Annotated in this window: 20 protein-coding genes and 1 pseudogene; 14 read left to right on the top strand and 7 right to left on the bottom strand. The window is 69.0% G+C overall.

The genetic code is table 11. The features are described from left to right. Positions 1 to 841 precede the first annotated feature (841 nt). The 3 genes and pseudogenes from B9S57_RS08810 to B9S57_RS08800 all read left to right on the top strand — a co-directional run bounded on the left by B9S57_RS08810 (position 842) and on the right by B9S57_RS08800 (position 4,032). Positions 842 to 2,630: pseudogene (locus B9S57_RS08810) on the top strand (type IV secretory system conjugative DNA transfer family protein). After that, positions 2,627 to 2,857, top strand: a complete 231-nt coding sequence (locus B9S57_RS08805; RefSeq protein WP_103514970.1) for a hypothetical protein — start codon at positions 2,627 to 2,629, stop codon at positions 2,855 to 2,857. Before B9S57_RS08810 ends, B9S57_RS08805 begins: the two are co-directional and overlap by 4 nt. Continuing rightward, complete coding sequence (locus tag B9S57_RS08800; protein WP_181011275.1) at positions 2,854 to 4,032, top strand: DnaB-like helicase N-terminal domain-containing protein; 1,179 nt, start codon at positions 2,854 to 2,856, stop codon at positions 4,030 to 4,032. Before B9S57_RS08805 ends, B9S57_RS08800 begins: the two co-directional genes overlap by 4 nt. A 106-nt stretch (positions 4,033 to 4,138) precedes the next feature. Here the strand turns inward: B9S57_RS08800 and B9S57_RS34865 are convergent, their stop codons facing one another. Beyond that, positions 4,139 to 4,882, bottom strand: a complete 744-nt coding sequence (locus B9S57_RS34865) for an endonuclease VII domain-containing protein (protein ID WP_219818555.1) — start codon at positions 4,880 to 4,882, stop codon at positions 4,139 to 4,141. Between the two features lie 971 nt (positions 4,883 to 5,853). On the opposite strand from B9S57_RS34865, the gene B9S57_RS08785 reads away from it, so the two are divergent. The 8 genes from B9S57_RS08785 to B9S57_RS08750 all read left to right on the top strand — a co-directional run bounded on the left by B9S57_RS08785 (position 5,854) and on the right by B9S57_RS08750 (position 11,450). Further along, complete coding sequence (locus B9S57_RS08785; protein ID WP_103514968.1) at positions 5,854 to 6,453, top strand: DUF4913 domain-containing protein; 600 nt, start codon at positions 5,854 to 5,856, stop codon at positions 6,451 to 6,453. Between the two features lie 504 nt (positions 6,454 to 6,957). After that, on the top strand, positions 6,958 to 7,236 hold the full coding sequence (locus B9S57_RS35295; protein WP_258036305.1) for a hypothetical protein: 279 nt from the start codon (positions 6,958 to 6,960) through the stop codon (positions 7,234 to 7,236). Beyond that, positions 7,233 to 7,709, top strand: a complete 477-nt coding sequence (locus B9S57_RS08775; RefSeq protein ID WP_103514967.1) for a hypothetical protein — start codon at positions 7,233 to 7,235, stop codon at positions 7,707 to 7,709. Before B9S57_RS35295 ends, B9S57_RS08775 begins: the two co-directional genes overlap by 4 nt. Then, complete coding sequence (locus B9S57_RS08770) at positions 7,706 to 8,371, top strand: hypothetical protein (RefSeq protein ID WP_103514966.1); 666 nt, start codon at positions 7,706 to 7,708, stop codon at positions 8,369 to 8,371. Before B9S57_RS08775 ends, B9S57_RS08770 begins: the two co-directional genes overlap by 4 nt. A gap of 580 nt (positions 8,372 to 8,951) precedes the next feature. After that, entirely contained in the window at positions 8,952 to 9,194 is a 243-nt protein-coding gene (locus B9S57_RS35290; protein WP_258036304.1) for a hypothetical protein, read from the top strand. A 24-nt stretch (positions 9,195 to 9,218) separates the two neighbouring features. Then, positions 9,219 to 9,863 (top strand): winged helix-turn-helix transcriptional regulator, encoded by a 645-nt coding sequence (locus B9S57_RS08760; RefSeq protein WP_258036303.1) that lies wholly within the window; start codon positions 9,219 to 9,221, stop codon positions 9,861 to 9,863. A gap of 93 nt (positions 9,864 to 9,956) precedes the next feature. Next, positions 9,957 to 10,901 (top strand): DUF317 domain-containing protein, encoded by a 945-nt coding sequence (locus B9S57_RS08755; RefSeq protein WP_103514974.1) that lies wholly within the window; start codon positions 9,957 to 9,959, stop codon positions 10,899 to 10,901. Between the two features lie 63 nt (positions 10,902 to 10,964). Next, on the top strand, positions 10,965 to 11,450 hold the full coding sequence (locus tag B9S57_RS08750; RefSeq protein WP_103514965.1) for a hypothetical protein: 486 nt from the start codon (positions 10,965 to 10,967) through the stop codon (positions 11,448 to 11,450). A 4-nt stretch (positions 11,451 to 11,454) separates the two neighbouring features. Here B9S57_RS08750 and B9S57_RS08745 read toward each other — a convergent pair whose 3' ends face one another. Beyond that, positions 11,455 to 11,718: a hypothetical protein gene (locus B9S57_RS08745; RefSeq protein ID WP_103514964.1), complete on the bottom strand. Its 264-nt coding sequence runs from the start codon at positions 11,716 to 11,718 to the stop codon at positions 11,455 to 11,457. A 332-nt stretch (positions 11,719 to 12,050) separates the two neighbouring features. Between B9S57_RS08745 and B9S57_RS08740 the strand changes: the two genes are divergently transcribed. The 3 genes from B9S57_RS08740 to B9S57_RS08730 all read left to right on the top strand — a co-directional run bounded on the left by B9S57_RS08740 (position 12,051) and on the right by B9S57_RS08730 (position 13,009). Then, complete coding sequence (locus B9S57_RS08740; protein ID WP_258036302.1) at positions 12,051 to 12,278, top strand: DUF317 domain-containing protein; 228 nt, start codon at positions 12,051 to 12,053, stop codon at positions 12,276 to 12,278. 100 nt (positions 12,279 to 12,378) lie between these two features. Beyond that, positions 12,379 to 12,591, top strand: a complete 213-nt coding sequence (locus tag B9S57_RS08735; protein ID WP_103514963.1) for a hypothetical protein — start codon at positions 12,379 to 12,381, stop codon at positions 12,589 to 12,591. Positions 12,592 to 12,865: 274 nt separating this feature from the next. Continuing rightward, positions 12,866 to 13,009: a hypothetical protein gene (locus B9S57_RS08730; RefSeq protein WP_258036301.1), complete on the top strand. Its 144-nt coding sequence runs from the start codon at positions 12,866 to 12,868 to the stop codon at positions 13,007 to 13,009. A 146-nt stretch (positions 13,010 to 13,155) separates the two neighbouring features. On the opposite strand, the gene B9S57_RS08725 is transcribed toward B9S57_RS08730, so the two are convergent. From B9S57_RS08725 to B9S57_RS08705, 5 genes are all read right to left on the bottom strand, one after another. Then, positions 13,156 to 13,635, bottom strand: coding sequence for a hypothetical protein (locus tag B9S57_RS08725; RefSeq protein WP_103514961.1), 480 nt, complete (start codon positions 13,633 to 13,635; stop codon positions 13,156 to 13,158). Next, positions 13,623 to 18,419 (bottom strand): putative T7SS-secreted protein, encoded by a 4,797-nt coding sequence (locus tag B9S57_RS08720; RefSeq protein ID WP_103514960.1) that lies wholly within the window; start codon positions 18,417 to 18,419, stop codon positions 13,623 to 13,625. The genes B9S57_RS08725 and B9S57_RS08720 overlap by 13 nt, the downstream gene beginning before the upstream one ends. Positions 18,420 to 18,421: 2 nt before the next feature. After that, the gene (locus tag B9S57_RS08715) at positions 18,422 to 19,087 is read right to left on the bottom strand and encodes a hypothetical protein (RefSeq protein WP_103514959.1); all 666 of its coding nucleotides are present in this window, start codon (positions 19,085 to 19,087) and stop codon (positions 18,422 to 18,424) included. Continuing rightward, entirely contained in the window at positions 19,077 to 19,481 is a 405-nt protein-coding gene (locus tag B9S57_RS08710) for an SseB family protein (RefSeq protein WP_181011274.1), read from the bottom strand. Before B9S57_RS08710 ends, B9S57_RS08715 begins: the two co-directional genes overlap by 11 nt. A gap of 430 nt (positions 19,482 to 19,911) precedes the next feature. Further along, positions 19,912 to 20,316 carry a hypothetical protein gene (locus B9S57_RS08705; protein ID WP_103514957.1) on the bottom strand — a complete coding sequence of 135 codons (405 nt, stop codon included), beginning with the start codon at positions 20,314 to 20,316 and terminating at the stop codon, positions 19,912 to 19,914.

The following is a 20,316-nucleotide window of genomic DNA, read 5'->3' as shown; positions in this document are numbered from 1 at the left end:
CTCTCCGCCGTCGGCCTCCAGTACGTCGCGCGCCCCCGCTCGACTCACCCGTCAAGGACCACTCACCGGAAGAGGCAAACGTGCCCGAGTGCTACTCCAGCATCGGCGAGGCCGTCGGTGCGGCCATGCAGCACAACATCCGGCTCGCCCACCGCAGCGCGGCACCGGGCTCCGACAAGCCGCTGCAGATCAGGCGCCTGCCCGGCGCTTCCGCCGATCCGTACTCGGTTCGCGGAATGATTTCTCGCCTCCACGAGGACGCCTCGCCCGATGAGGTGGCGGGCATCATCGAGGAGGTCAACGGCGCACTGGTCGGGGCTCTGCCCGAGCTGACCGAACTCGTCGCCTCTGCCGCCGACTGGACTCGCGCCCGTCTCGAATTCGACGACCCGCATCACAATCCGACTTTCGAGACGTGGACCCGACTGGCAGCCGCGTACGGGATGCTCCAGGACGTCCGTGAGCAGTTGGAAGTCGCCGAGGACGGTCTCGCTGCCTGTCCCGCAGAGCGCACGGACCCCCGGCACCACCAGATGGTCAACGTCTTGCGCAGCCGGGAGTTGCTCGACGATGTCCTCGGTGCCGAGGCTGCTCCTGTGCCGTCCGCTGCCCGGAACGTCGATTCAGACCGGCAGCGGGCGGCCCGCGCCTCCTCGCCGCGCGCCGGAACATCGCCGTCGACCGGCAGTCCGCCAGCCACCGCAGCACCTCCGCCCGCGCCTCGTTCTGCCGGCCGACCCCGCCGAAACGTTCCGCCTCAGACGTCCAGGAGGACCCCCATGAGCTGCACGAGAGCCGAGCGCGCCCCGCCCCTGCCCGCTCGCACACCCAAGGAACCGCCGTGCCTTCCCCGCGCACCAGCGCGCCCTCGACCACCACCGGGTCGGACGCGCTCCTCTACCTCCTGTTCGGCATCCTCGGCGCCGCCATGGCCTTCGGCTCCCTGGCCTGGCTGACCGGAAATCTCACCAACACCTTCGTCGGGAGCGGGACATGGGCCCCCTTCCGCGTCACGGACGCGCTGCTGCACCCGGAGGTGATGTGGCCGGCCTTGAGCACCAGCATGCTGATGGTCGGCGCCCGCGTCGTCCCCGCCCTGTTCACCGTTGCCCTGGTCGTCACCGCTGCCGTGCTGTGGATGCGCTGGCGTGCCGGGTCCAAGTCCGGCCTCGCCCGCAAGGCGGACCTGGCGCCGCTGCTGGACAAGGAGATCGTCGCCAAGGCGAAGAGCCTGCGCCCGAGCCTGGGCGGCCGGGAGAGTAAAAGAGGTCCTGCCCGCTGACCGCGGCATCCTGCTCGGCACCCTCGATCCCGGTCGTGCGGAGGTCCGCGCGTCCTGGGAGGACGTGATCGTCGCGATCATGGCCCCGCGTTCCGGAAAGACGTCCGGGCTGGCGATCCCCGCGATCCTCTCGGCACCGGGCCCAGTCCTGCTCACCAGTAACAAAGCCGCGAACGACGCCTTCACCACCACGGTGGACGCCCGTGCCGAGGTCGGCACGATCTGGACCCTCGATCCGCAGCAGATCGCCCACCACCCGCGCGAGATGTGGTGGGACATCCTCGCTGACGCCCGCGATCTCGCCGGGGCTAAGAGGTTGGCGGGGCACTTCGTGACCGCGAGCGTGGACGAGTCCAGCGGCTCCGACTTCTGGTCCACCGCCGCGAGCAACACCCTCGGTGCCCTCTTCCTCGCCGCCGCGTCCCACCGGCGGCCGATCACCGACGTCCTGGCCTGGCTCGCGATGCCGGCCGACCGCACCCCGGTGGACCTGCTCACCGACGCCGGCCACCATGCGGTCGCCGCCCAGCTCCAGGGCACCGTCTCCGGCGCGACCGAAACGCGCGACGGCATCTATGAGACCGCGAGGCAGTACGCGAGCTGCCTGCTCGACCCGGACGTCGCCGCCTGGGTCACCCCCAACGACGACCTTCCCGAGTTCCAGCCGTTCGCCTTCGCCACGTCCCGCGACACCTTGTACCTGCTGAGCAAGGACGGCGGCGGCAGCGCGTCCGCGATCATCGCGGCAGCGGCCGACGCCGTGATGCGCGCGGCCGTGATCGTGGCCGAGCGCTCCGGCGGGCGACTCGACCCGCCCGCCCTGTGCGTCCTCGACGAGGCGGCGAACGTCTGCCGTATCTCGGACCTCCCTGATCTCTACAGCCACCTGGGCAGCCGAGGCGTCATCCCGATGACGATCCTGCAGTCCTACCGTCAGGGCCAGCGGTGCTGGGGCGAGGCCGGTATGGACGCCCTGTACTCCGCCGCCACCATCAAGATCATCGGATCTGGCATCGATGACGCGGACTTCGCCGACCGGCTCAGCCGTCAGGTCGGCGATCACGACGTCCAGACCACCTCGGTGTCGACCAGCGAGGGCGGCAAGTCCACCTCGGTGAGCATGCGCACGGAGCGGATCCTTCCGCCGGACGCCATCCGCGCCCTACCCAAGGGCAAGGTTCTGCTGCTGGCCACCGGCATCCGGGTCGCCATGCTCAACCTCAAGCCCTGGTACAAGGAGCCCTCCGCCAAGGTGGTCGGCCCGGCTTCCGCTCGCGCCACGAAGGCCATCACCGAGCGTGCCCTCGCGAAAAGCATCGACCAGGACGATCTTGGACTGTCGGCATGAGCGCGCCCACACCACAGCAAGGGCGGTTGGCCCACGCTCCGGTCGTCCTGCGCGGTGGCCGGTGGTGGCTTGACGGCGGGGCCGCCTCGGTCCCCGCCTCCGATCCCGCCTTCACCGCCGCCCTGGACGACTTCGCGCTGTCGATGGCCGCTGCCGACCAGGCAGTCACCGACCTCCTCATCCGGCAGGACGAGGCGTCCTCCGTTGATCCCGGAGGCCGGCGGTGAACCCACTGATGAGTGCCGAGCAGGCGGTCATCGGTGCCGCCCTCCTCGACCCCAAGCAGCTCACGCACCTGGAGTGGCTCGCTGCGGACCACTTCTATCGGCCCGTCCACCAGGCGCTGTTCGCCGCCCTCCGCAAGCTGCGCAACGACGGGCATCCCGCGCTCTCGGCCGATGGTCCGTTGCCGCTGTCGTGGGTGACCGACGCAGTCGAGGAGGCCGGACAGCACGTGCGCGGGCTGACCGCGGCGTACGCCCACACTCTGATCCAGGCGTGTCCCCGAACCGAGCACGCACCGGTGTACGGACGCATGGTGCTGGAGGGGGCGATTCACCGCACCGTCGCCCAGCACGCGATCCGTCTCCACCAAGCGGCTCGGGCCGACGCCGTCCAGGGCGAGGTCGAAGTCGAGGGAGCCTTGCGCACGGCGGACGTCCTGACCGGCGTACTCACCGACCTTGCACGACGCTGGGGAACCGACCCTCGACCGGTCCCACCTACCGCTGGGCCCTCTGCCGCCACGGACATCCCGCCTCCGGCGCAGAGCGGCCAAGTCGCCGAGGACGAGCGGTTCCTCCTGGCCGTCCTCGCCGAACAGCCCGGGGCCATGGGCGAGGTGGTGGCCTGGCTGCGGCCGGGAGACTTCGCCGACCCTACCCACGGGCAGCTCTACCGGTGCCTGGGCGCGCTGCACCACCGAGGCGAACCCATCGACCGGATCACCCTGCTCTGGGAGGCCCAGCGACGCGGTCTGCTGGCCGACGGCACTGTGTCGAGCGAGCAGCTGACCGCCGTCTGCGAAGGCATGGTCCCCGGAAGCGCTGACTGGTTCGGACAGCGGGTGATGCGCTCCTCCGTCACCCGCACCGCCGCCGCCTCCGCGCGAGCCATCCGAACTCTGGCCCAGGACGAGGTTCTGGGGCCCGGCCGGCTGATCAACCACGCCCTGCACGAACTCGGTCCGCTCGACGAGGTACGTGCCCGCTGGGCCACCGCGAACAGCAGTCCGGCTCCGAAGGCCACGGCATCCGCGCCGCCGACGGCCGAGCCGCCGCCCGACCGAGTGAAGGCCGCCCGCGCCCGCAGCACACCACGCCCAGGCGCGTCACCCCCAGCCCCGGCCAGCCGTCTCCCCACGCTGTCAGCAGCCCGACCACCCTCGCGCGGCCACCCGTGAGACCCCCTCCCCACCAGCTCTCTTCTGCTCCCCTGGAACTCGCCTTGATCTACGGTGAAGCGCGACCGAGCACACACCTAGCTCCATGTAGGAACCAGGCCAGCGGCTATTTCCCATGGAGCTCGATGTACTGGATCGCAGCCCGCAGCCGGTCAACATCATCTTTGAAGTGCCCCAATGCCAAATTACAGGCCCGGCACAGGAGGCCCCTCACCTTGCTGCTGGTATGGCAGTGGTCGACATGAGGGCTCAGGTTGCTGCTTCGGATCTCGAAAGGTTCGCGGCAGATCCAGCAGCGATACTCCTGCTCCTCCAGCATGGCCAGGTACCGGTCGTATGCAAAGCCGTAGAGACGGCGCATCGCCGACTTCTGGTCCTTGAGCCACTTGCACGTCTTGCACACCCGAGAGCCGTTCTCAATGAAGAACCCCACGTCGGCGTACGGATGACCGTTGTGGCAGTGTTTCTCGGTCCCGCGGTAGGGCTCCCTAACGTCCCTGAGAGGATGCTTATGAGCGTTGCGTTTCTTCGACTCCCAGCCACACTGCCTGCATTCCCAGGCCTTGCGGTTCGGTTGCTTGTAGAGGTTCTCGTCGTTCAGCTCGTGGCCGTTCACGCAGTGGCTAGGGATCTCAGCCTCGCCCGGCTTCTGGTACCGGCGGACCTTGCCTGCTGAAGCGTGGCTTACGGATACGCAACGCCTGTTCCCACAAGTGCGCCTAAGTATCTGCCCTTTGACGAGTTGATCATTCTTGCTCTCGTAGAGCCAACGGGCGACCACGATTCGCTTCGAACCCCTGCCCCTCTCGGCGTCCGGCTCGAACCAAATTGGGTGGCCATCCTTGTTCAAGGACCCCTGCCAGATGAGACACCCGCCATCCCGCTCTCGCGTGTTGTTAGCAACCACCACGAGGCTCAGGGGGGTATTTCGGTAGCCAGCGTCGGCAGGCACCGGGAAGGGGATGCCCTCACGCGTGTACCTCTGGTAACAGCGTCCACATAGGCGCCGGCGGATGTACCCAGATACTTCTCGGCAATCAACGCAGGGGGCGCTATTCCTGGCGCGGGTGCTCATCGACGGACAGTACACCGACGTTGCGCGTGACAGGTCGATCATTCCGCATCTCAACAGGCCGTCCTGCCGCTGTGCTCCAGGCCCAGGGTGGAACCCGAGCTGCGAGCCCAGCTCAACCAGTGGTAACAGCCCGACTTCCTACCAAAGTACCCTCGGCAATCTCGTACTCACGGCTGTCACGGAATCAAGGGGTCGCCGAACCAGCGGCACGGCAATGGCGACATGACCCTGCCCAGTGCCGCGGCGTCTCTGTTGCCGACGCCGAGGGCCAGCGACACGGGCACCCCGGGCCGCCGCCCCGGGAAGGGATGGCGGCCTCCCTTGTCGGCGGTGGTCCTGCCCCTGTGGGCGGAGGAGACGCCGGAGGCGGGGGCGCGGACAGGCGATGGGGAGCGTACGGATCCGCCATCACCCGATGGGAGAGCCTCACCCGCCCGGCCCCGGCCCCCACGGACGGCGCCGGTCGGCTCCGCGCGGACTTCGTGGAGTGGATGCAGGGCCTCGACGCCGGCTGGGTCACCGCGACTCCGGGGCTCGGCCGTCCAGCACAGCTCACCGCGCTCGGCAACGGCGTTGTCCCACAACAGGCTTTGCGCGCCTTGCAGTTGCTGGCACCACCCTTCCCCCGCTGTCCCCGCTGCGCCGACCGATAGCGCTCCACTACCGCGTTTTTCCGGCCGGACCAAACCGCTGATTCTCCGGATCCTCTCGGGCATGTCGCCGTCTCACAGATGGAGCACACCCCCATGGCCGACACCAGCCCGACCTCCCCCGGTCCCGAGCCGTACCGCGTCCCCGACGCAGACCTCGACGACCTCGCCAGCACCCTCGCCAAGACCATGGCCGAGGTCAGGCAGCACGGCGTCATCCTCGACCGCCTCGGCTCCGAGCCCGAATCCGGCGCCATCCAGCCGCCGGACGGCGCTCCGGAAGCCGAGGCGGCTGACGGGAAGAAGCCCGACGACCCTGCCTCGGTGTTCATCCTCGCCCTGGGCGGCAAGGAATATGCCGTCGAACTCGCTGCCCTCAGCGACTGGGTGCACTACCTCTTCCTGCCGGTGTACGGCCGGGAGATCAGCACGAGTCGTCCCTGGTGCGCGCACTGGCACGAACACCCCGAGGCTGTCGCCCGGCTCCACGCACTCTGGCTCGCCTGGCAGCAGTTCACTGACACGGAGGCCGGCCTGTCCGGCCCCTCGACCTGGCACCGCGACCACCTGGACCAGACCCTGGCGCACCTGCGTGCGCCGGACGGACCGTTCGCGGCCTGCACGACCAGCGCAACTCGCCCCAATCACCGGGTGCTGGCCACCCCGGCGCCCGAGCAGGCGGGGGTGGCGGCGTGAACGACATTCTCGACTTCGGCCTCGACGATCTCTCGCCGGTCGACGACGACTCCGCGGAGGCGATGGAGGCTCTCTGGGCTGGCGACTTGACGGTGCTGTCCCAGCACCACACCACGCCCAACGGTTCGCACAGCTTCGTCCTCGCCCACGACCGATCGGTCACTTGGGGGCACCCGGCGAGCCACAGCTTGTTGCGATCGCGGTCGCTCGGGATCTGGGGCAGTCCACGTTCACGTTCGAGACGAGTCACCACGCCGCGGCGTCCTTCGCGCAGAACTGGCTGGCAGAACGCGGCTGCCCGCTCGAACGGATCGCACTGCGCGGTGGCGACTACGTCGAGCCCGCCGACGACCTCACCGTCCAGGTGGAACAGCAGATCCAGAAGTCGGGCACCCGCTACGAGGTCCTCGACATCTACACCTCTGACGACAATCCCAGCGAGGCGTGGACACTCGTCAACGACTCCCAGGCCACCCAGGCACCGGTTCGCCTCTTCTACGAGGAGTGGAACCAGGTGCCGGCACGTACACGATGCGCGAGGGCGCCTTCCCCGACGTCGGCGTCGCCCAGACCTGGCTGGACGAGCGCAGCGAACCGCTGCACGAGCCTCCGGAGTACAGCGACCACAACGGTGCTGTCGTCCGGGCCCGCATCGCCCGCATCGCCCGCATCGCCCTTTCCCGGTCCGCCGGCACCTCTCCGACACCGCAGACCGGGCTCGACGCGCCCCGCGCGTCAGCGGCGGTACCGGTTCAGCGCGCGGTCCAGGGGAGGCTGCTGTGAGCCGCGCCCGCTTCGCCTTCGCCGCGCACCCTGACGCCATCGCCGATCTGCGGGAACTCCCTGCCGAGATGCGCGATTTGGCCTTGCTGGAGCTGCAGAACCTGGTCCACGGAAGCGACGACTGCTTGCCGTTGAAGGGCCGTCTCGCCGGCTTCCACAAGGTGTACGTCGACCCGGAGGTCTCTTACCGGCTGGTCATCCAGTTCCGCCAAGCGCCACCGACCTCGACCCACAAGCGCGAGATCTACCTCGTGGCGGCTGGCAGCCGGAAGGACTACGCGGTCTACCGCGCGGCCCACCTACGGACCGAGCCCCAGCAAGGGGTCGGCCCGGACTCCGCCACGGAGGCCCGCGTGCAGGCCGCCCGGTCTCGCTCGACGCTCACCACCGAACGGCCGACAACGGGCCGCGCGGCTGCCCCGTCACCAGCGCCGCCCTCGGCCACTGCTTCTCGAAAGGTCGCCCAACGATGACCAACGACCGTACTGCGCTCACCCGTTCAGAGCTGGCGGATCTCCTCACCAAAGCCGCTCAGAACGTCGGCGGCATCCCTGCCGCCGAGTACCCGACGGCCGCCGCCCGCTCCTACCTGCATCCCGTCTTGGGTCCGCTGGCCGCTGGGCCCCGCGTGATCACCGAGCTGAACGACCGGTTCGAGGGCTTCGTGGCCACCGAGCCACGCCCTGCTGGTTCGGCGGGCCTGTTCGCTCTGGCCTCCTACGCCTCCGCGCTGGGGTGGCTCACCGAGTCGTTCGCCGAGCTGACCTCCTCGGTCGATGAGATCTGTACCCGCGTGGGCATACCCACGGAGCCACGCGCCCCGATCGTCGCCGCGCCCGGTGGTACTGAGCGGGGCGACGAGTTCGACTTCGCCTTCAACGCACTTGAGTTGGAGGCGGTCCGCAACGCAGCCGAGGCCGCCGGCCTCGCGCCGGACGACTACGTCGAGGTTCTCTCCCAGTCGCTGCTCGCCGCCGCCCGGATCACCGACGCCTGCATGGAGATCTCCAGCGGCCTGCTCGATGACGCCGATCTCCTCAGCGAAGTGAGCGACCGCCCTCGGCTCGACAACGATCCCGGGAGCCTGCCCGCTCTGGTCCGCTCCCTGCTCGCCCGGATGGAGACGACGGAGTGAACCCGTACGACGCAGACACACACCCTGGGCCTTATCTCGTCGTCGAAGTGCTCGGTGTCGGGGATGTCAGCGTGCACGCCCTCGCACATGGTCCGGAGGGGCCGCTGCACCAGGCCGCTACACGCGTCATCGAAGCCGCAGCGGCGCTGGACGAGCGACACGAGAGCGTGCTCAACGCGGTCCAGCGCGCTCAGCAGCTGCTCGAAGGCACTGGTCGGGGTGAAGTCGGCCGAGCCCAGGTCTCGTACGCGCTGCTGCGCACAGCTCTCCCGGACCTCGGAGACGGCCTGGCCCAGCAGGACCGGGCATACAGCCAGCTCGTCGAGTCCCTGTCCGCCTACCGCCGGCTTCTTTCCTCGCCCGAGCCTGCTCAACACGCGAGCAACAAGAGCCACGGTCCGGGCCAGAAGACGAGGCCCCACCGGGACGACGACTGGGCCGTTGCCGGGGAGCGCGGGCTGGTAGCCCTCGAAGCGGTTGCGGCCGGAGTGTTCGCTTTCGCCGCAACGCGATCGGCGAGGACCCGTACATCTCGCGGGAGAAGGCCCAGTGGCAGGACCCGGCGGTCTTCCCGCAGACCGTGCAGCGGCTGGTCGCCGACGGGCTACTGCATCAGGACATCACCGAGAACGTGTACCGGCCCGGCCAGCTCCTCTCGCTCACTGCGCAGGGGGAAGCCGCCATGCGTGATGGTCGCGCGACGACCTCCCGGGTGTCCGCCGCCCTCGGCCGCACCACCACGCGGACCACGTCAGGCGCGCTCTCCGACCCGGCCGCCGTGCCCGTCGCAAGGACCTCCCTCGCGACCCCCCGCTCACGCTGACCTCATCCTGATAAGGACCCCACCATGGCTACCCCCGGCCTGCCTCCCACCTTCTCCATCGCTTCCATCGACGCCCAGCGCGTCGAGGAGGCTCTCGCCCGGATCGGGCCCAAGTGGACCACCTGGACCGCGATGACCCTGGCCCAGGTGAACGGCCCCGTGCGCGTTCGCGACGTTGCTGCGCAGCTCCCCTTCGTCAGTGAGCAGTTCGTAGGCAAACGGCTGGCCACGATGCACGCTGACGGATTGGTGATCCGCGATGACGACCGGCAGGGTGCGCCGTACCGGCTCAGCGCGCTCGGCACGTCTCTGGCCCCCGTCCTCCGCACGGTGTCGGACTGGTCCCGCACCCACCTGACACAGGAACCGATGGCCGAAGCCGAGCGTGTCGAGGACGCGCTGCGCCGCTTGCATCTTCGGCACTCAACTGCCGTGATTCAGGCCCTCGACTCGGCTGACGGCCAGATGCGGTTCGTTCACATCGCCGAGGCGGCCGGTCTGGACTACGGCCTCGCACGGCAGCGACTTGTCCGGCTTCAGGCCGATGGCCTGGTCACGCGGACGGGCTCCCGGCACGGAGACCCTTACGTGCTCACCGATGCCGGCCAGGCGTTGGGGGCCGTCTACGCGAGTGTCGAGCACTGGAGTCAGCCGTTCGCGCGGGAGTGAGACCTAGAGGCCACTCGCCGCCGCCACGGCATCCGCGTCCGCTCCAGCGGCTCCTGCGGATCCGTTCTCCTCCTTCGCTTCCGGAGACTCGACATGTACGCCCCCGATGACGCGGACCGGTACCAAGAGATACTGGTCAGCCCCATGTATCTGGCTGGTTCCAACGGGGCCGGCGATGCCGGCTTCGCGCCTGTCGCCCACTGGCCTCACCAGTACCTCGATGAGGGACCCTGCCAGCTCCTCGTCACCTCCCCCGACCAACGGATTCGGATCGGCTGGTTCGGCGACGACTTCGAACTGTGGAAGATCAGCGCAGCCGAGGACGCTTTCTCGGCGCCTCGCTGGACGGCGACGTTCAACCACGTCACCCCGGCCGAGATGGTCGCTGGCCTCACCGCCGCACTGGTCCAGGACTACGACGAAGCCATCGCTTCCGACACCCCCGGGCGCTTCCTGACAGGACCAACCGTCCCCTGGAGGGACACCGTCCGGCCGCTGACCGATGCCGGCTGGAACCTTGACGGAGCTGCTGAACTCGGCACCGTCGAGATCATCGCTCCCGACGACCAAGCGGGCATCCTCATCGACAGGCGCGGCTACGGCTCCGACCGCACGACCGTCGAGCTGTGGGCTGGCCCGCCGGGCTGGGGCACTCGTGCCGAAGCGACGTTCACGGCCCGCACCCCGTCCCACTTGATCGCCGCAACCGCCGCTGTGATGGCGAAGTCGACCCCGGTGGTCCGCGAGCGCCACCAAGTCGACCGGCGGATGCAGCACTTGGTCACCATGACCCCTGTCGCTTCGGCCACGCCGATCGCCGAGGCTCAGGTCCCGCGCGCTCCGACTCCGCTGGACGTACGCCGCACCGCGGTCACCCAGGCCGTACACCGTGCCGCGCGGGCACCACGCACAGCAGCCGACCTCCGGGTGATGGCCGCCCAGAGCCGCTCCACGGGTGCGGCGCAGAAACGGACGGGACACCCCGCGACCTCTGCCCGGCTGCCGGCCAGCTCGCCGGCGCCCCGGCGCGGACGCTGATTCCCGCCCCAAGCCGCACTCCACGCGCGTCCGTCCCTGCACAACAACAACAGGAGTTCCACCATGCCTACCACCATGCTCGACCAGGCCAGGGCCATGATCGAGAATGCCTGGGGCCAGCCCATCGAAGCTCTTGAGGTCCTCGGGGTCCGCCGCCCCAGCGAGGACCCGCTCCTGCGCTGCGCCATGCACACCCGAACGGCCCTGGCCATCACGGACAACGCGGTAACCGTTCACCAGGACCGTCTTCACGCCCTGTCCCGGCATGGGTACGTGCCTGACTTCTACGAACTCGACCGGATCACCGAAGCGGCGGTCAGCCTTCGCGTCGCCCACGCGGAGAGCCGTGCGTACCTTCAGGCGATCCGGCGCGTGGTGGAGGCTCGGGAGGCCGCCGCACCCGAGGTTGAGGCACCGGCGGTTCGGCTGGCACAGGCCGCTGTCGCCCGCTCCCGGCAGACGCGGCAAGCCCCGGGGGACGTACCAGAACCGTCCTCTCCGGCGGCTGTCGTCGGGCCGTCGGCGCCCGCAACGGGGCCCCGATGTTGAACGCCTAGCTCCGATTCTCGTCGCGGTGGCCCTCTTCGGCCCGGGGGCCCACCGCGCGGGCCAGCTCCTCCACCGTCAGCTCCACTCGCCGGCCTTCGGCGACCCGGCGCTCGACCGTCTCCTCGTCCGGCCACAGGTCGGACTGTGCGCCGACTCCCCACTGACCGTCGGCGACCATAGCGATGTCGCCCACGGTCCACGGCCGCCCGGCCGCGCGGATCTTGCGCTCCAACCCGGCGCCGTCCCAGTGTCTACTCGTCTCGGCCATCGCTGTCCCCCTTCTCTCGCCTGCGGCCCGTCACCGCAACCCATGTAGGACAACCGCGGTGGCCTGTCCATTCCCCGGTCTCCCGTCATCTGCGGACGACCCCGAGTTCGCCCACGGCAGACGTCCTTGCCGGGAAACGACTACGTATTTCGGCATGTCACATGCCAACGTACGGATGTCGGGAAAACCGCAGCTCAACGAAGGGATCCATCTAACCGTGAGCACTCTGCCACCCTCCTTCCGGCCGTTGTCCGTCCCACGACGGATGCTCTCAACTGGCTCTCCGCTGACCACAGTGCGGGCCCGGTGCTCGATCTCCTGGACGCACTCAGGTGGGCGATCGTCGACACCCCCGAGGCCACGTCCACGCGACCAGCCCCGACGGCTGTGTCTACGTCGGCTGGCTCCCCGACGACCCGTCGGCCTGGCAGCGCAACATCGTCTGGCACGTCCGGGTGCAGCCCGCCGATGGCGACGCATGGGTCCAGGAGTTCGGTCTCCACACCCCCTCCGAGGCCGTTGCCGGATTCCTCGCCCTGGTCACCAACTCCTCGTGCTGACTGTCAATCAGGCTCCGCTCATACGTCCACCGACGGCTCGACGACGCCCCGTCGTCGGGCCGACCAGCCCCCTCAATGTCCACCGTTCACGGAGACTCCCTTGCCCCAGTACCTGACCGTCGGCCACCTGCTCCGCCAGCTCCAGGAACTCGACCCCAACCTGCCGGTCCGTCTCGCCGTTAACCCCGACTTCCCCTTCGCTCACTTCGTGGGGGCCGAGGTCGTCGTCCGCGGCGGCAAGGCGTACATCGCCGACAACGGCCAGGAGGACTACCTCCCGGTGGGGGCGCGCGACGCCCTCACCTGGGCCTGATCGCTTCCCTACCATCACGGAGGCTTCCCATCTCGTCACTCTCGAGCCCCGCACCCCGCCTCGCGCTGCACACAGTCGCTGTGCGCCCCATGCCGCACGGCGTGCACAGCGCGCTTCTCCAGCGCATCTCCACCCGCCCCGACGCCCCCTCGACATCACCTGGCTCGCCGCCGAGACTTCCAGACTCCCCCTCGGGCGCATTCGACTGCGCTGGGAGCCCGCATCGCGGAGCGGCTGGGACGTCACGACGTACCTGGGGCTGACCACTGCCGAGGTGTTCCTCGGTTCCTGGCCCTCCACCCCGGACGACTGGCCGCGCCTGGTCCGTCCGACCCTGTACGAGGTGACCGGCCTGTGCGCCGCCCTCTCTTTCGCGACCGACGCCCTCAACCTCTCCGACTGGCTCGCCGGGGTCTGACCCAGGAGCGCCGAAGGCCGCCCCGCGCCGCTCAGGCAGGGGCGGCCTCATCGTACGTACGCTCGTCTTCGGATGCCGGGCCCCTTCACGTACGTCAGGCGCGCCCAGCCCCGGATGGACGCTGGCGCCCTGGCACACGGTCTGAGTCAGGCGGCGGGCTCCTCCAGCGCCACCACGACCATCACCGGAAGATCTGTGTCTTGTTGGATCACGCCGGCAGTCAGGATCCGGGCGTCAAGGGTCCACTTCTTCACCGTAATGAACTCGCCCCTGTCTGCCTCCGTCGGCTCGGCCATGATGAGGTGGCTGGCAAGCGGGGACTCCTCGATCTCAGGGAGGAAGTCGGCCAGCGCTTGCTCCCCCTGCTCGTAGACAGCCTCCAGGTCGTCGAAATAGCCCGACTCGTCGACGTCGCGGATCCAGACGGCGAACGAGACGCTGACCGTCCCACTGGTAAACGTCTGGATCCAGGCCCCGATGCTGCCCTTGTCCCACGACGTCTCCACACCGTGGCGGGGTTTGCCTCCGGGCGTCCACTCCTGGGCCGAGAACCGCGCCGCCGCGCCCTCGGCAGTCAGCGGGGCGAGGCCCCGGAGCTCTTCCAGCATTGCGATCACTGCAGCCATGAACTCATTCCACTCATGCCGTTGCCGGGCACGTGATACGCCTTCAGCTGCCCGCTGGCATAGGCCTCGGGGAAGGCCTTGGACAGCACTTCGTTCACATGCGCGGCACCCCATTCATTGGACACCATATAGCGGACCCCCTTGCCTCCGAGATCCTCGTTGAGGGCGAGCAGCTTGTCGGTCTGTGCGGTGAGCCGGCCCTCGTTGTAGTACTTGAAATCTGGGTTGTACGGGGATTTCTCCCATTCACCGATTCTGTCACCGCCGGTCCACTTCGCCTCTGTGATCCAGCCGTCCCGCGGGCCTCCGTCGACGTGGACCTCCCGGCCATCTGGCAGGATCCACTGCTGCTCGTAACTCTGATCGGTGACGAGCCGCTGGTATCGGAACGACGCGCGTTCGAGCAGCTTGTCCGTCAGCCAGCCCAGACCTTTGAACTGCGAGTACGGCGACAGCCCGAGGGGGTCGCAGACGGTGAACGGGTTGTGCACATAGGCGACCGGATTCGGCGCGGGGCCGAGGCCGAGGGGGTCCGGGGAGGTGTAGCGACCGGTCTCCGGGTCGTAGTGGCGGAAAAGGTTGTAGTGAAGACCGGTCTCCGGGTCGTAGTACTGGCCGGGGAAACGTAGCGGGGTGTAGGCCGTGCTGGAGCGAGCCCATGCGGTGGTGCCCCAGAGGGTGCGCCTCGCGCGCCAGGCGATCTCGCCGGACTCGTCGACCAGCTCGGTGGGCGTCCCCACGAGGTCGGTGGCGATGGCGAAGAACCGGCGGTCGATCTCCTCCTGACGGCTGTCCGGAGTGAGGAGGCGCTCCGTCTGGGACAGCGGCACCAAGCCGCGATGGTCCCAGGTGAGGGCGACCACGTGTGACAGATCCGGTGTGTGAACGGTCTGTTCGCACAGCGTGGAGCCGTCCCAGGTGAAGCGGACCTCCTCTGCGACACTCTCGCCGTCGTCGGCAAGGCGCTGCTTTGCGGTCCGCCGGCCCAGCGGGTCGTAGCGATAGCGCCAGCGGGTGCCGTCGGGGGTGACCACGGCGGAGAGACGGTCCTCGGCGTCCCACTCGTAACGCCAGGTGTCGGGCTTGCGCGAAAGACGGGTTTTCTGGCGCAGGGTCACGCGGCCAAGGGCGTCGTGTTCGAAGCGGACGTTGCCCGCCTTTGTGACGGAGGTTCCGGTGTAGGAACGGGGACCGGTGGCATCGTGGCCGGGATGGGAGGCCGGCCAGGAGGCCACCGCCTGATTGCCGGCGGCGTCGTAGGCGTAGCGCTCGGTCCATCCCTCTGCGTGGACAGCGGTAACCCGGCCGGCCGGATCCAGATCGAATGCGCGGGAGCCCGACAGATCGTCGGTCACGGACGTGAGATGGCCGTCGGCGCGGTGGGCGTAGCGACGGTCGTTGAGTGAACGGCCCTCGATCGTCAGGTGCTGGGCGCAGATCCTTCCGGCCTCGTCCCAGGCGGAGGCAAGGCTGAGGGACCCGCCGAAGACGCGCTCGAGTTCCCGGCCGGCCGCGTCGTGGGTGAAGGCTATCTCGCGTCCGCCGCTGGTTATCCGGGCGGCACGGCCGGCGGCGTCGTAGCCGTACTCGGTGATCGCGCCAGTAGGGGTGATGCGGCGGGCCCGGCGGCCCAGCCTGTCGTAGGCATAGTTCATGGCGCGGCCGTCGACGAGTTCGGTCTTGGTTCGGCCACGCCGGTCGTACGTGTAGAGGATCTCGCTGTCGGGTCCGGCAGCGTGCAGCAGGCGTCCGGCCCGGTCGTACGCGTAGGTGGTCACCTTGCCCGCCACGTCCTTGCGGACCGCTTGGCCGAGCTGGTCGTAGGTGTAGGACACGGTCCGGCCGAGGGCATCGGACCGGGCGGTGAGCTGCCCGGCGGCATCGTACCGGTAGGTGCGGGTGCGGCCGTCGAAATCCGTCTCGGAAGCGAGTCGGCCGGCGGCGTCGTATGTGTAGGACCAATTGCCGTGCGGGCCGGTGACCCGAGTCAGCCGCAGGTCCGCGTCGTGCTCGAACGTGTGGCGGGTACCGTCGGGCCCTGTTCGGGCGGTGAGCAGGTCGAAGTGGGTGTAGTCGAAGCGAGACATGCCGTCGGCCGGACCGGTATGACTGAGGGGGTTCCCCTCGCCGTCGTACGTCCACGACTCGGTGGCCCCGTCCGGGGCAACACGGCGGGCGAGATTGCCGTCCTCGTCCAGGACGACCCGGGTGACGCTACCCATCGGGTCGACGCTACGCACGATCCGGCCCAGAGCATCGCGTTCCAGGCGGGTGGTGCCGCCGGCCGGGTCGGTCACTGCCACCGGCAGCCCCGCTGCGTCGCAGCGCACGGTGGTGGTGGCGCCGAGGGCGTCGGTGACGGTGTTCAGCCTGCCCCGGCCGTCGTAGGCGTACCGAGTGGTGGCACCGGCCGGGTCGGTGACGGCGGTGCGGTTGCCACGCTCGTCGAATTCCTGGAGCCAGCGGGCACCGTCCGGCCCGCGGAACTCCGTAGACAACCCCGACGAGTCGCGCACGGTGCGCAGTTCACTGCCGTCGGGACGGGTGACGGCGAGCAGGCGGCCGTCCTCGTCATGGGTGAAGGCGGTGGTGCGGCCCAACGGATCGGTGCGGGTCAGGTTGTTGCCGCGGGCGTCGTAGGTGAAGCGGGTGGTGTGGCCGAGCGGATCGGTGGTGGCCACCACCCGGCAGTGGCGATCGATCTGGTGCCGGGTCGTGTGTCCGCCGGCCGTGGTGAGGCTGGTGGTGCGGCCACCGGTCTCCGGATCGGGTTCGGTGTAGGTGAGGGTGATCTGGATGTGGCCGGCCTGACCGCCTTCGGCGATGACGCGGTCGCGGTCGTCGTATGTGTAGTCGTAGCGGCTGTTGTTGGAGTCGACCCAGGCGGTGACGCGCCGGCGGTTGTCGTGGACGAAGGTGGTGGTGGCACCGGACGGCTTGACGACGGTGGTGAGGTTTCCGTCCTCGTAGCCGTAGCGCATCAGAGGCAGGTCCTCCCCGTTCTTTCCCGCTCCAGCCAGGGACAGGGCCGTGACCCGGCCGTCGCTCACCGCGACGGCCACCCGGCGGCCCGCAGAACAGGTCAGGGCGAGCGGAGTGCCGTTTTCGGTACGTTCCACGGCCCACCAGTTGCCGTGGCGGTCTTCGACCCGGTCCAGCCAGGCGTCGCCGTCGCCGCCCGGTTCGCTGTCGGCCGGGGCAGTGAAATGCCGGACCAGGCCCGTACTGGGATCGCTGACGGTGTAGTCGCCGTCCGCTTCACGGGCCAACAGTGTGCGGGCCGTCCCGGACTCCGGGGCGGTCGGGGTGCCTGGGGCGGGGTGCGGATAGGAAATCAGGAGGCCGTCGGCGGTGACGAGGACGACGCCGGACGCGTCGATCTCCAGGCGCTCGTCGACAGTGGAGGTCCAGGAGGGGCCGAGGAACCTGCCTGCCAACAGGCCGGACTCGGTGCGGCGGGTGAAGACCAGCGGCAGGGTGCCCGGCAGCACCAGATCGGTCTGGGGCAGGAACATGCGGCCAGAGGCGAGGTCGACCGGGTCGGTGCCGGATACCACGCGATGCCCGTCGGGGCGGTTGTGGGTCCCGTCGGGAACGTTGTCGAGCAGCCTCCGGGCCCGGGAGGCCTTGGCCGCGTCCACAGCGAGGCGGACCCCCTTGACGACGCCCCCGCCCCCGCCGGTGGCCACGGTCAGTGCCGCGTCGGGCAGCAGCCGACCGAACCCTTCCGCGGGGTCCTTCATGAAGTCGCTGATCATCTGCTTGCCGGTACCGACCGGGTCGTTGGCGGCGACCAGCAGGCCGGCGGCAAGACTGTTCAGGCTGGTGGCGTACTCGGCGGGGTGGGTGATGTTGTACGCATCCAGCGGATTGGCCCCCCGGACGAAGTTCACCAGCCCCGCGGTGCCCTTGATGACGCCGCCGCCGACGTGGTCGTTGATGATCTGCAACTCCTGCAGACCGTCACCCACCTGCTGTGCGTACGAGGGCTTGTCCGGGGCCGTGTCGCGGGCGGCGCGGACCGCGCTCCGGGCGGTCTCCGCGGCAGTGTTCCGCTGCTCGCGAGCCTGGGCGAGGAGTTCCTGCGCATCCTGCATCAGCGATTTGCCCGGGTCATCGAACGTCGACGCGGGACAGGGCGGCAGAGTACTGGGATCGCGCTGCTCGGGGGCCTGCGCGTTGTAGCGGTCGACGGCCTTGTTGTAGTCGTCGATCCGCTTGCGGTGGCCGTCTGCCGCTTCCTGGGAGGCCTTCACGCCCTCCTTCCACACGTCGATCGCCGTCTGCGCCTGGTTCTGTGCCCAGGTGACAGTGCCGGCGTACGCCTCCAGCGCGGCAGCCGCCTTCTCACAGGCATCGGCACCGGTGAACCACTTCGGCGGTTGGGTACTCACCGCGGTGCGCAGCGCATCTGCTGCCTCACCCTTCAGCCGCGAAGAGTCGAGACCCTTCAACCCGCCTCCGGCGTCGTCGAATGCTTTCTGGAACGAGCGGAGCTGCCTCGCCGTGGAACGGATGTTGCCGGGGCTCCCGTAGACCAGCTTGGTCTTGTCCTCGGTCTGCCCGAGGTCCATCTCCTCGACCTCGGCGCCCATCCGGTTGGCCACCGAACGCGACTGCTCCCGCACCCAGTCCGAACCGGATTCCCAGCCCACGTCGTCCAGCCGGTCCGCTGTCCAGTTCCCGGCATCCTCGACCCGGTTGCCGGCCCATTCGACACCGTCCTCAACCACGTCCTCGACCGAGTCCGGCGTGATGTCCCTGATGAAATCTCCGACGCCCATCCTCAGCCGCCCCCGCCCGTGTCCGAGTCGCCCTGTCGTTGTGCCTGCTGGGCACGTTCCTCGGGCGACGGCCCGAACGTGTCGTCCAGCGCCCGGTCCCACTGGCCGTCACTGAGGCCGAGCTCGTCCTTGAGCCTCTCCGACTGCCGACCACCCTGCCCCTCGGTAAGAACGGTGCGTCCGGTGTCCTTCCAGGTTTGCTCCATGTCCTGGCCGGCCTTCTCGAACGACTCGGCGCTCCAGTCCGGGTCCAGGTAGTCGGGAGTGAAGATGTCACCCCAGTTCTGCTGGGTGATGTCCTCCTCACTTGCATGCGGGTTGCCGCCCATCACGGCATTGACGCCGACTTTCAGCGAGCCCTCGACGTACTGGTCGTGCTCCCACTGTGTGCCCGCCGCCAGCCCGAGGCGCGATGCGAGCTCGCTCGCGTCGCTCACCAGGGCACGCACGCCCCACTCCCACCGCTCGCAGAAATCCTCGAAGTCCACCGACAGCCCGTGGTGCCCGGCCTCCATTCCCGTCATGGCCAGACCCGAGAACCCCTTGCCCATCACCGACCCGGTGGCGCCGCCGAGTTCGCCGAGCTGATCGATCGTCGCGCCTACGCCTTTCGTGAACTTCGCGACCGACGCCTGGTCAAAGGCCAGGTTCGCTTCGTCAGTGCCCATGGCTGCGTACCTTCTCCGCGGCGCCTGCGTCGACTGCGACGCTGTCCGGGACAATTCCTGTGACCGGCGGGAAGAACATCGCCCCGTCCTCGTTGGCGATGTCCACTGCGAGTCCGCCGGGCTCGTCCAAGGCCGGCACGAACTCGTCCACGATCCGCGCCCCGAGGAGCGCGACGTAGTCCATCAGACGATCACCCGAACCGTGGTGAATGGCGAAGCGGGCCAGCGCCACATCGTCCGTGAACGCACAGATCCACCGAACACCGCCCGATCGGGCACTCCACAGACCCGGCCCCACCGATGGGACCAGGAGAACAGTGCGCCGCATCTCACCCACCAACGCCTGCGCATTGCCAACTCCCGCCCTTTGCTCGGATATTCGTTGGGCGAGCATCGTCCTCGGCTGTCCCACGCGTTGCCCCCTCGTCCTGGTCGGCTGATGCCCCGTAGAATAGGACGAGCGTGCGGGTGGAGTGGTTCTCCCTCGTCCATGCACCCCCGCTCCATTTCATGGACATGAACACCTGCCGTATATCCCGCCGAGACGGTGGAGAGGGACCGGCACCGACCTCCGAGGGCAAAGCGTCCCCTCCTCTTGAGTACGGGAGGGGCCCAGGCCGAGGTCCACACCGGTGAAGCTACGGCGGAGGAGGTGATCCTCCACTCGGCTGGTGGGAAGGTCATGTCCAAGGTGAGGACGAGGGCCGGGTACGACTTTCGGGGCAGGTTACTCAAGAACACCGAACGTTGCTGACCGCAACTGAACGCTGAGGGGCGCCACCGATGCGTCGGTGGCGCCCCTCAGCGTTCAGTCTGGCACTCGTCTACGCCAGGTAGATGCCGGCGAAGACGCCGTCGAAGCCAAGCGCAGCCAAGCCCGCCTCGACACTCGGGTAGGTCGTCCCGTGCGGGCCGCCGACCAGCGCGTCGAAGTCGGCGCGGCTGATCTCGGGCTCGAGCCACTGGTTGCCGCACCGGCAGCGGACCCAGACGTTGCGCCCGTGGTTGATGAGCAGCCAGTCGCGTCGGGCACGGCAGGCGGAGCACATCACGGGGATGCCCCCGAGAGCGAGTTCGCGTGAGTGGCCGACGCAGCGAATCGCCCCGGGTCCGTCGGCGGGCCGCGTCTCGGCCTGGAGCTGCAGCAGCGGGTCGGTACCAGTGAGGAGGACGGGCAGCGCAGGTGCCGGCTCCGTGGTGCGGGTGGTGGTTCTGAGCACGAGCGTCAT

This window comes from Streptomyces sp. SM10 (assembly GCF_002910915.1).
Classification (GTDB): domain Bacteria; phylum Actinomycetota; class Actinomycetes; order Streptomycetales; family Streptomycetaceae; genus Streptomyces.
This window is presented reverse-complemented; position numbering and strand designations above follow the sequence as displayed.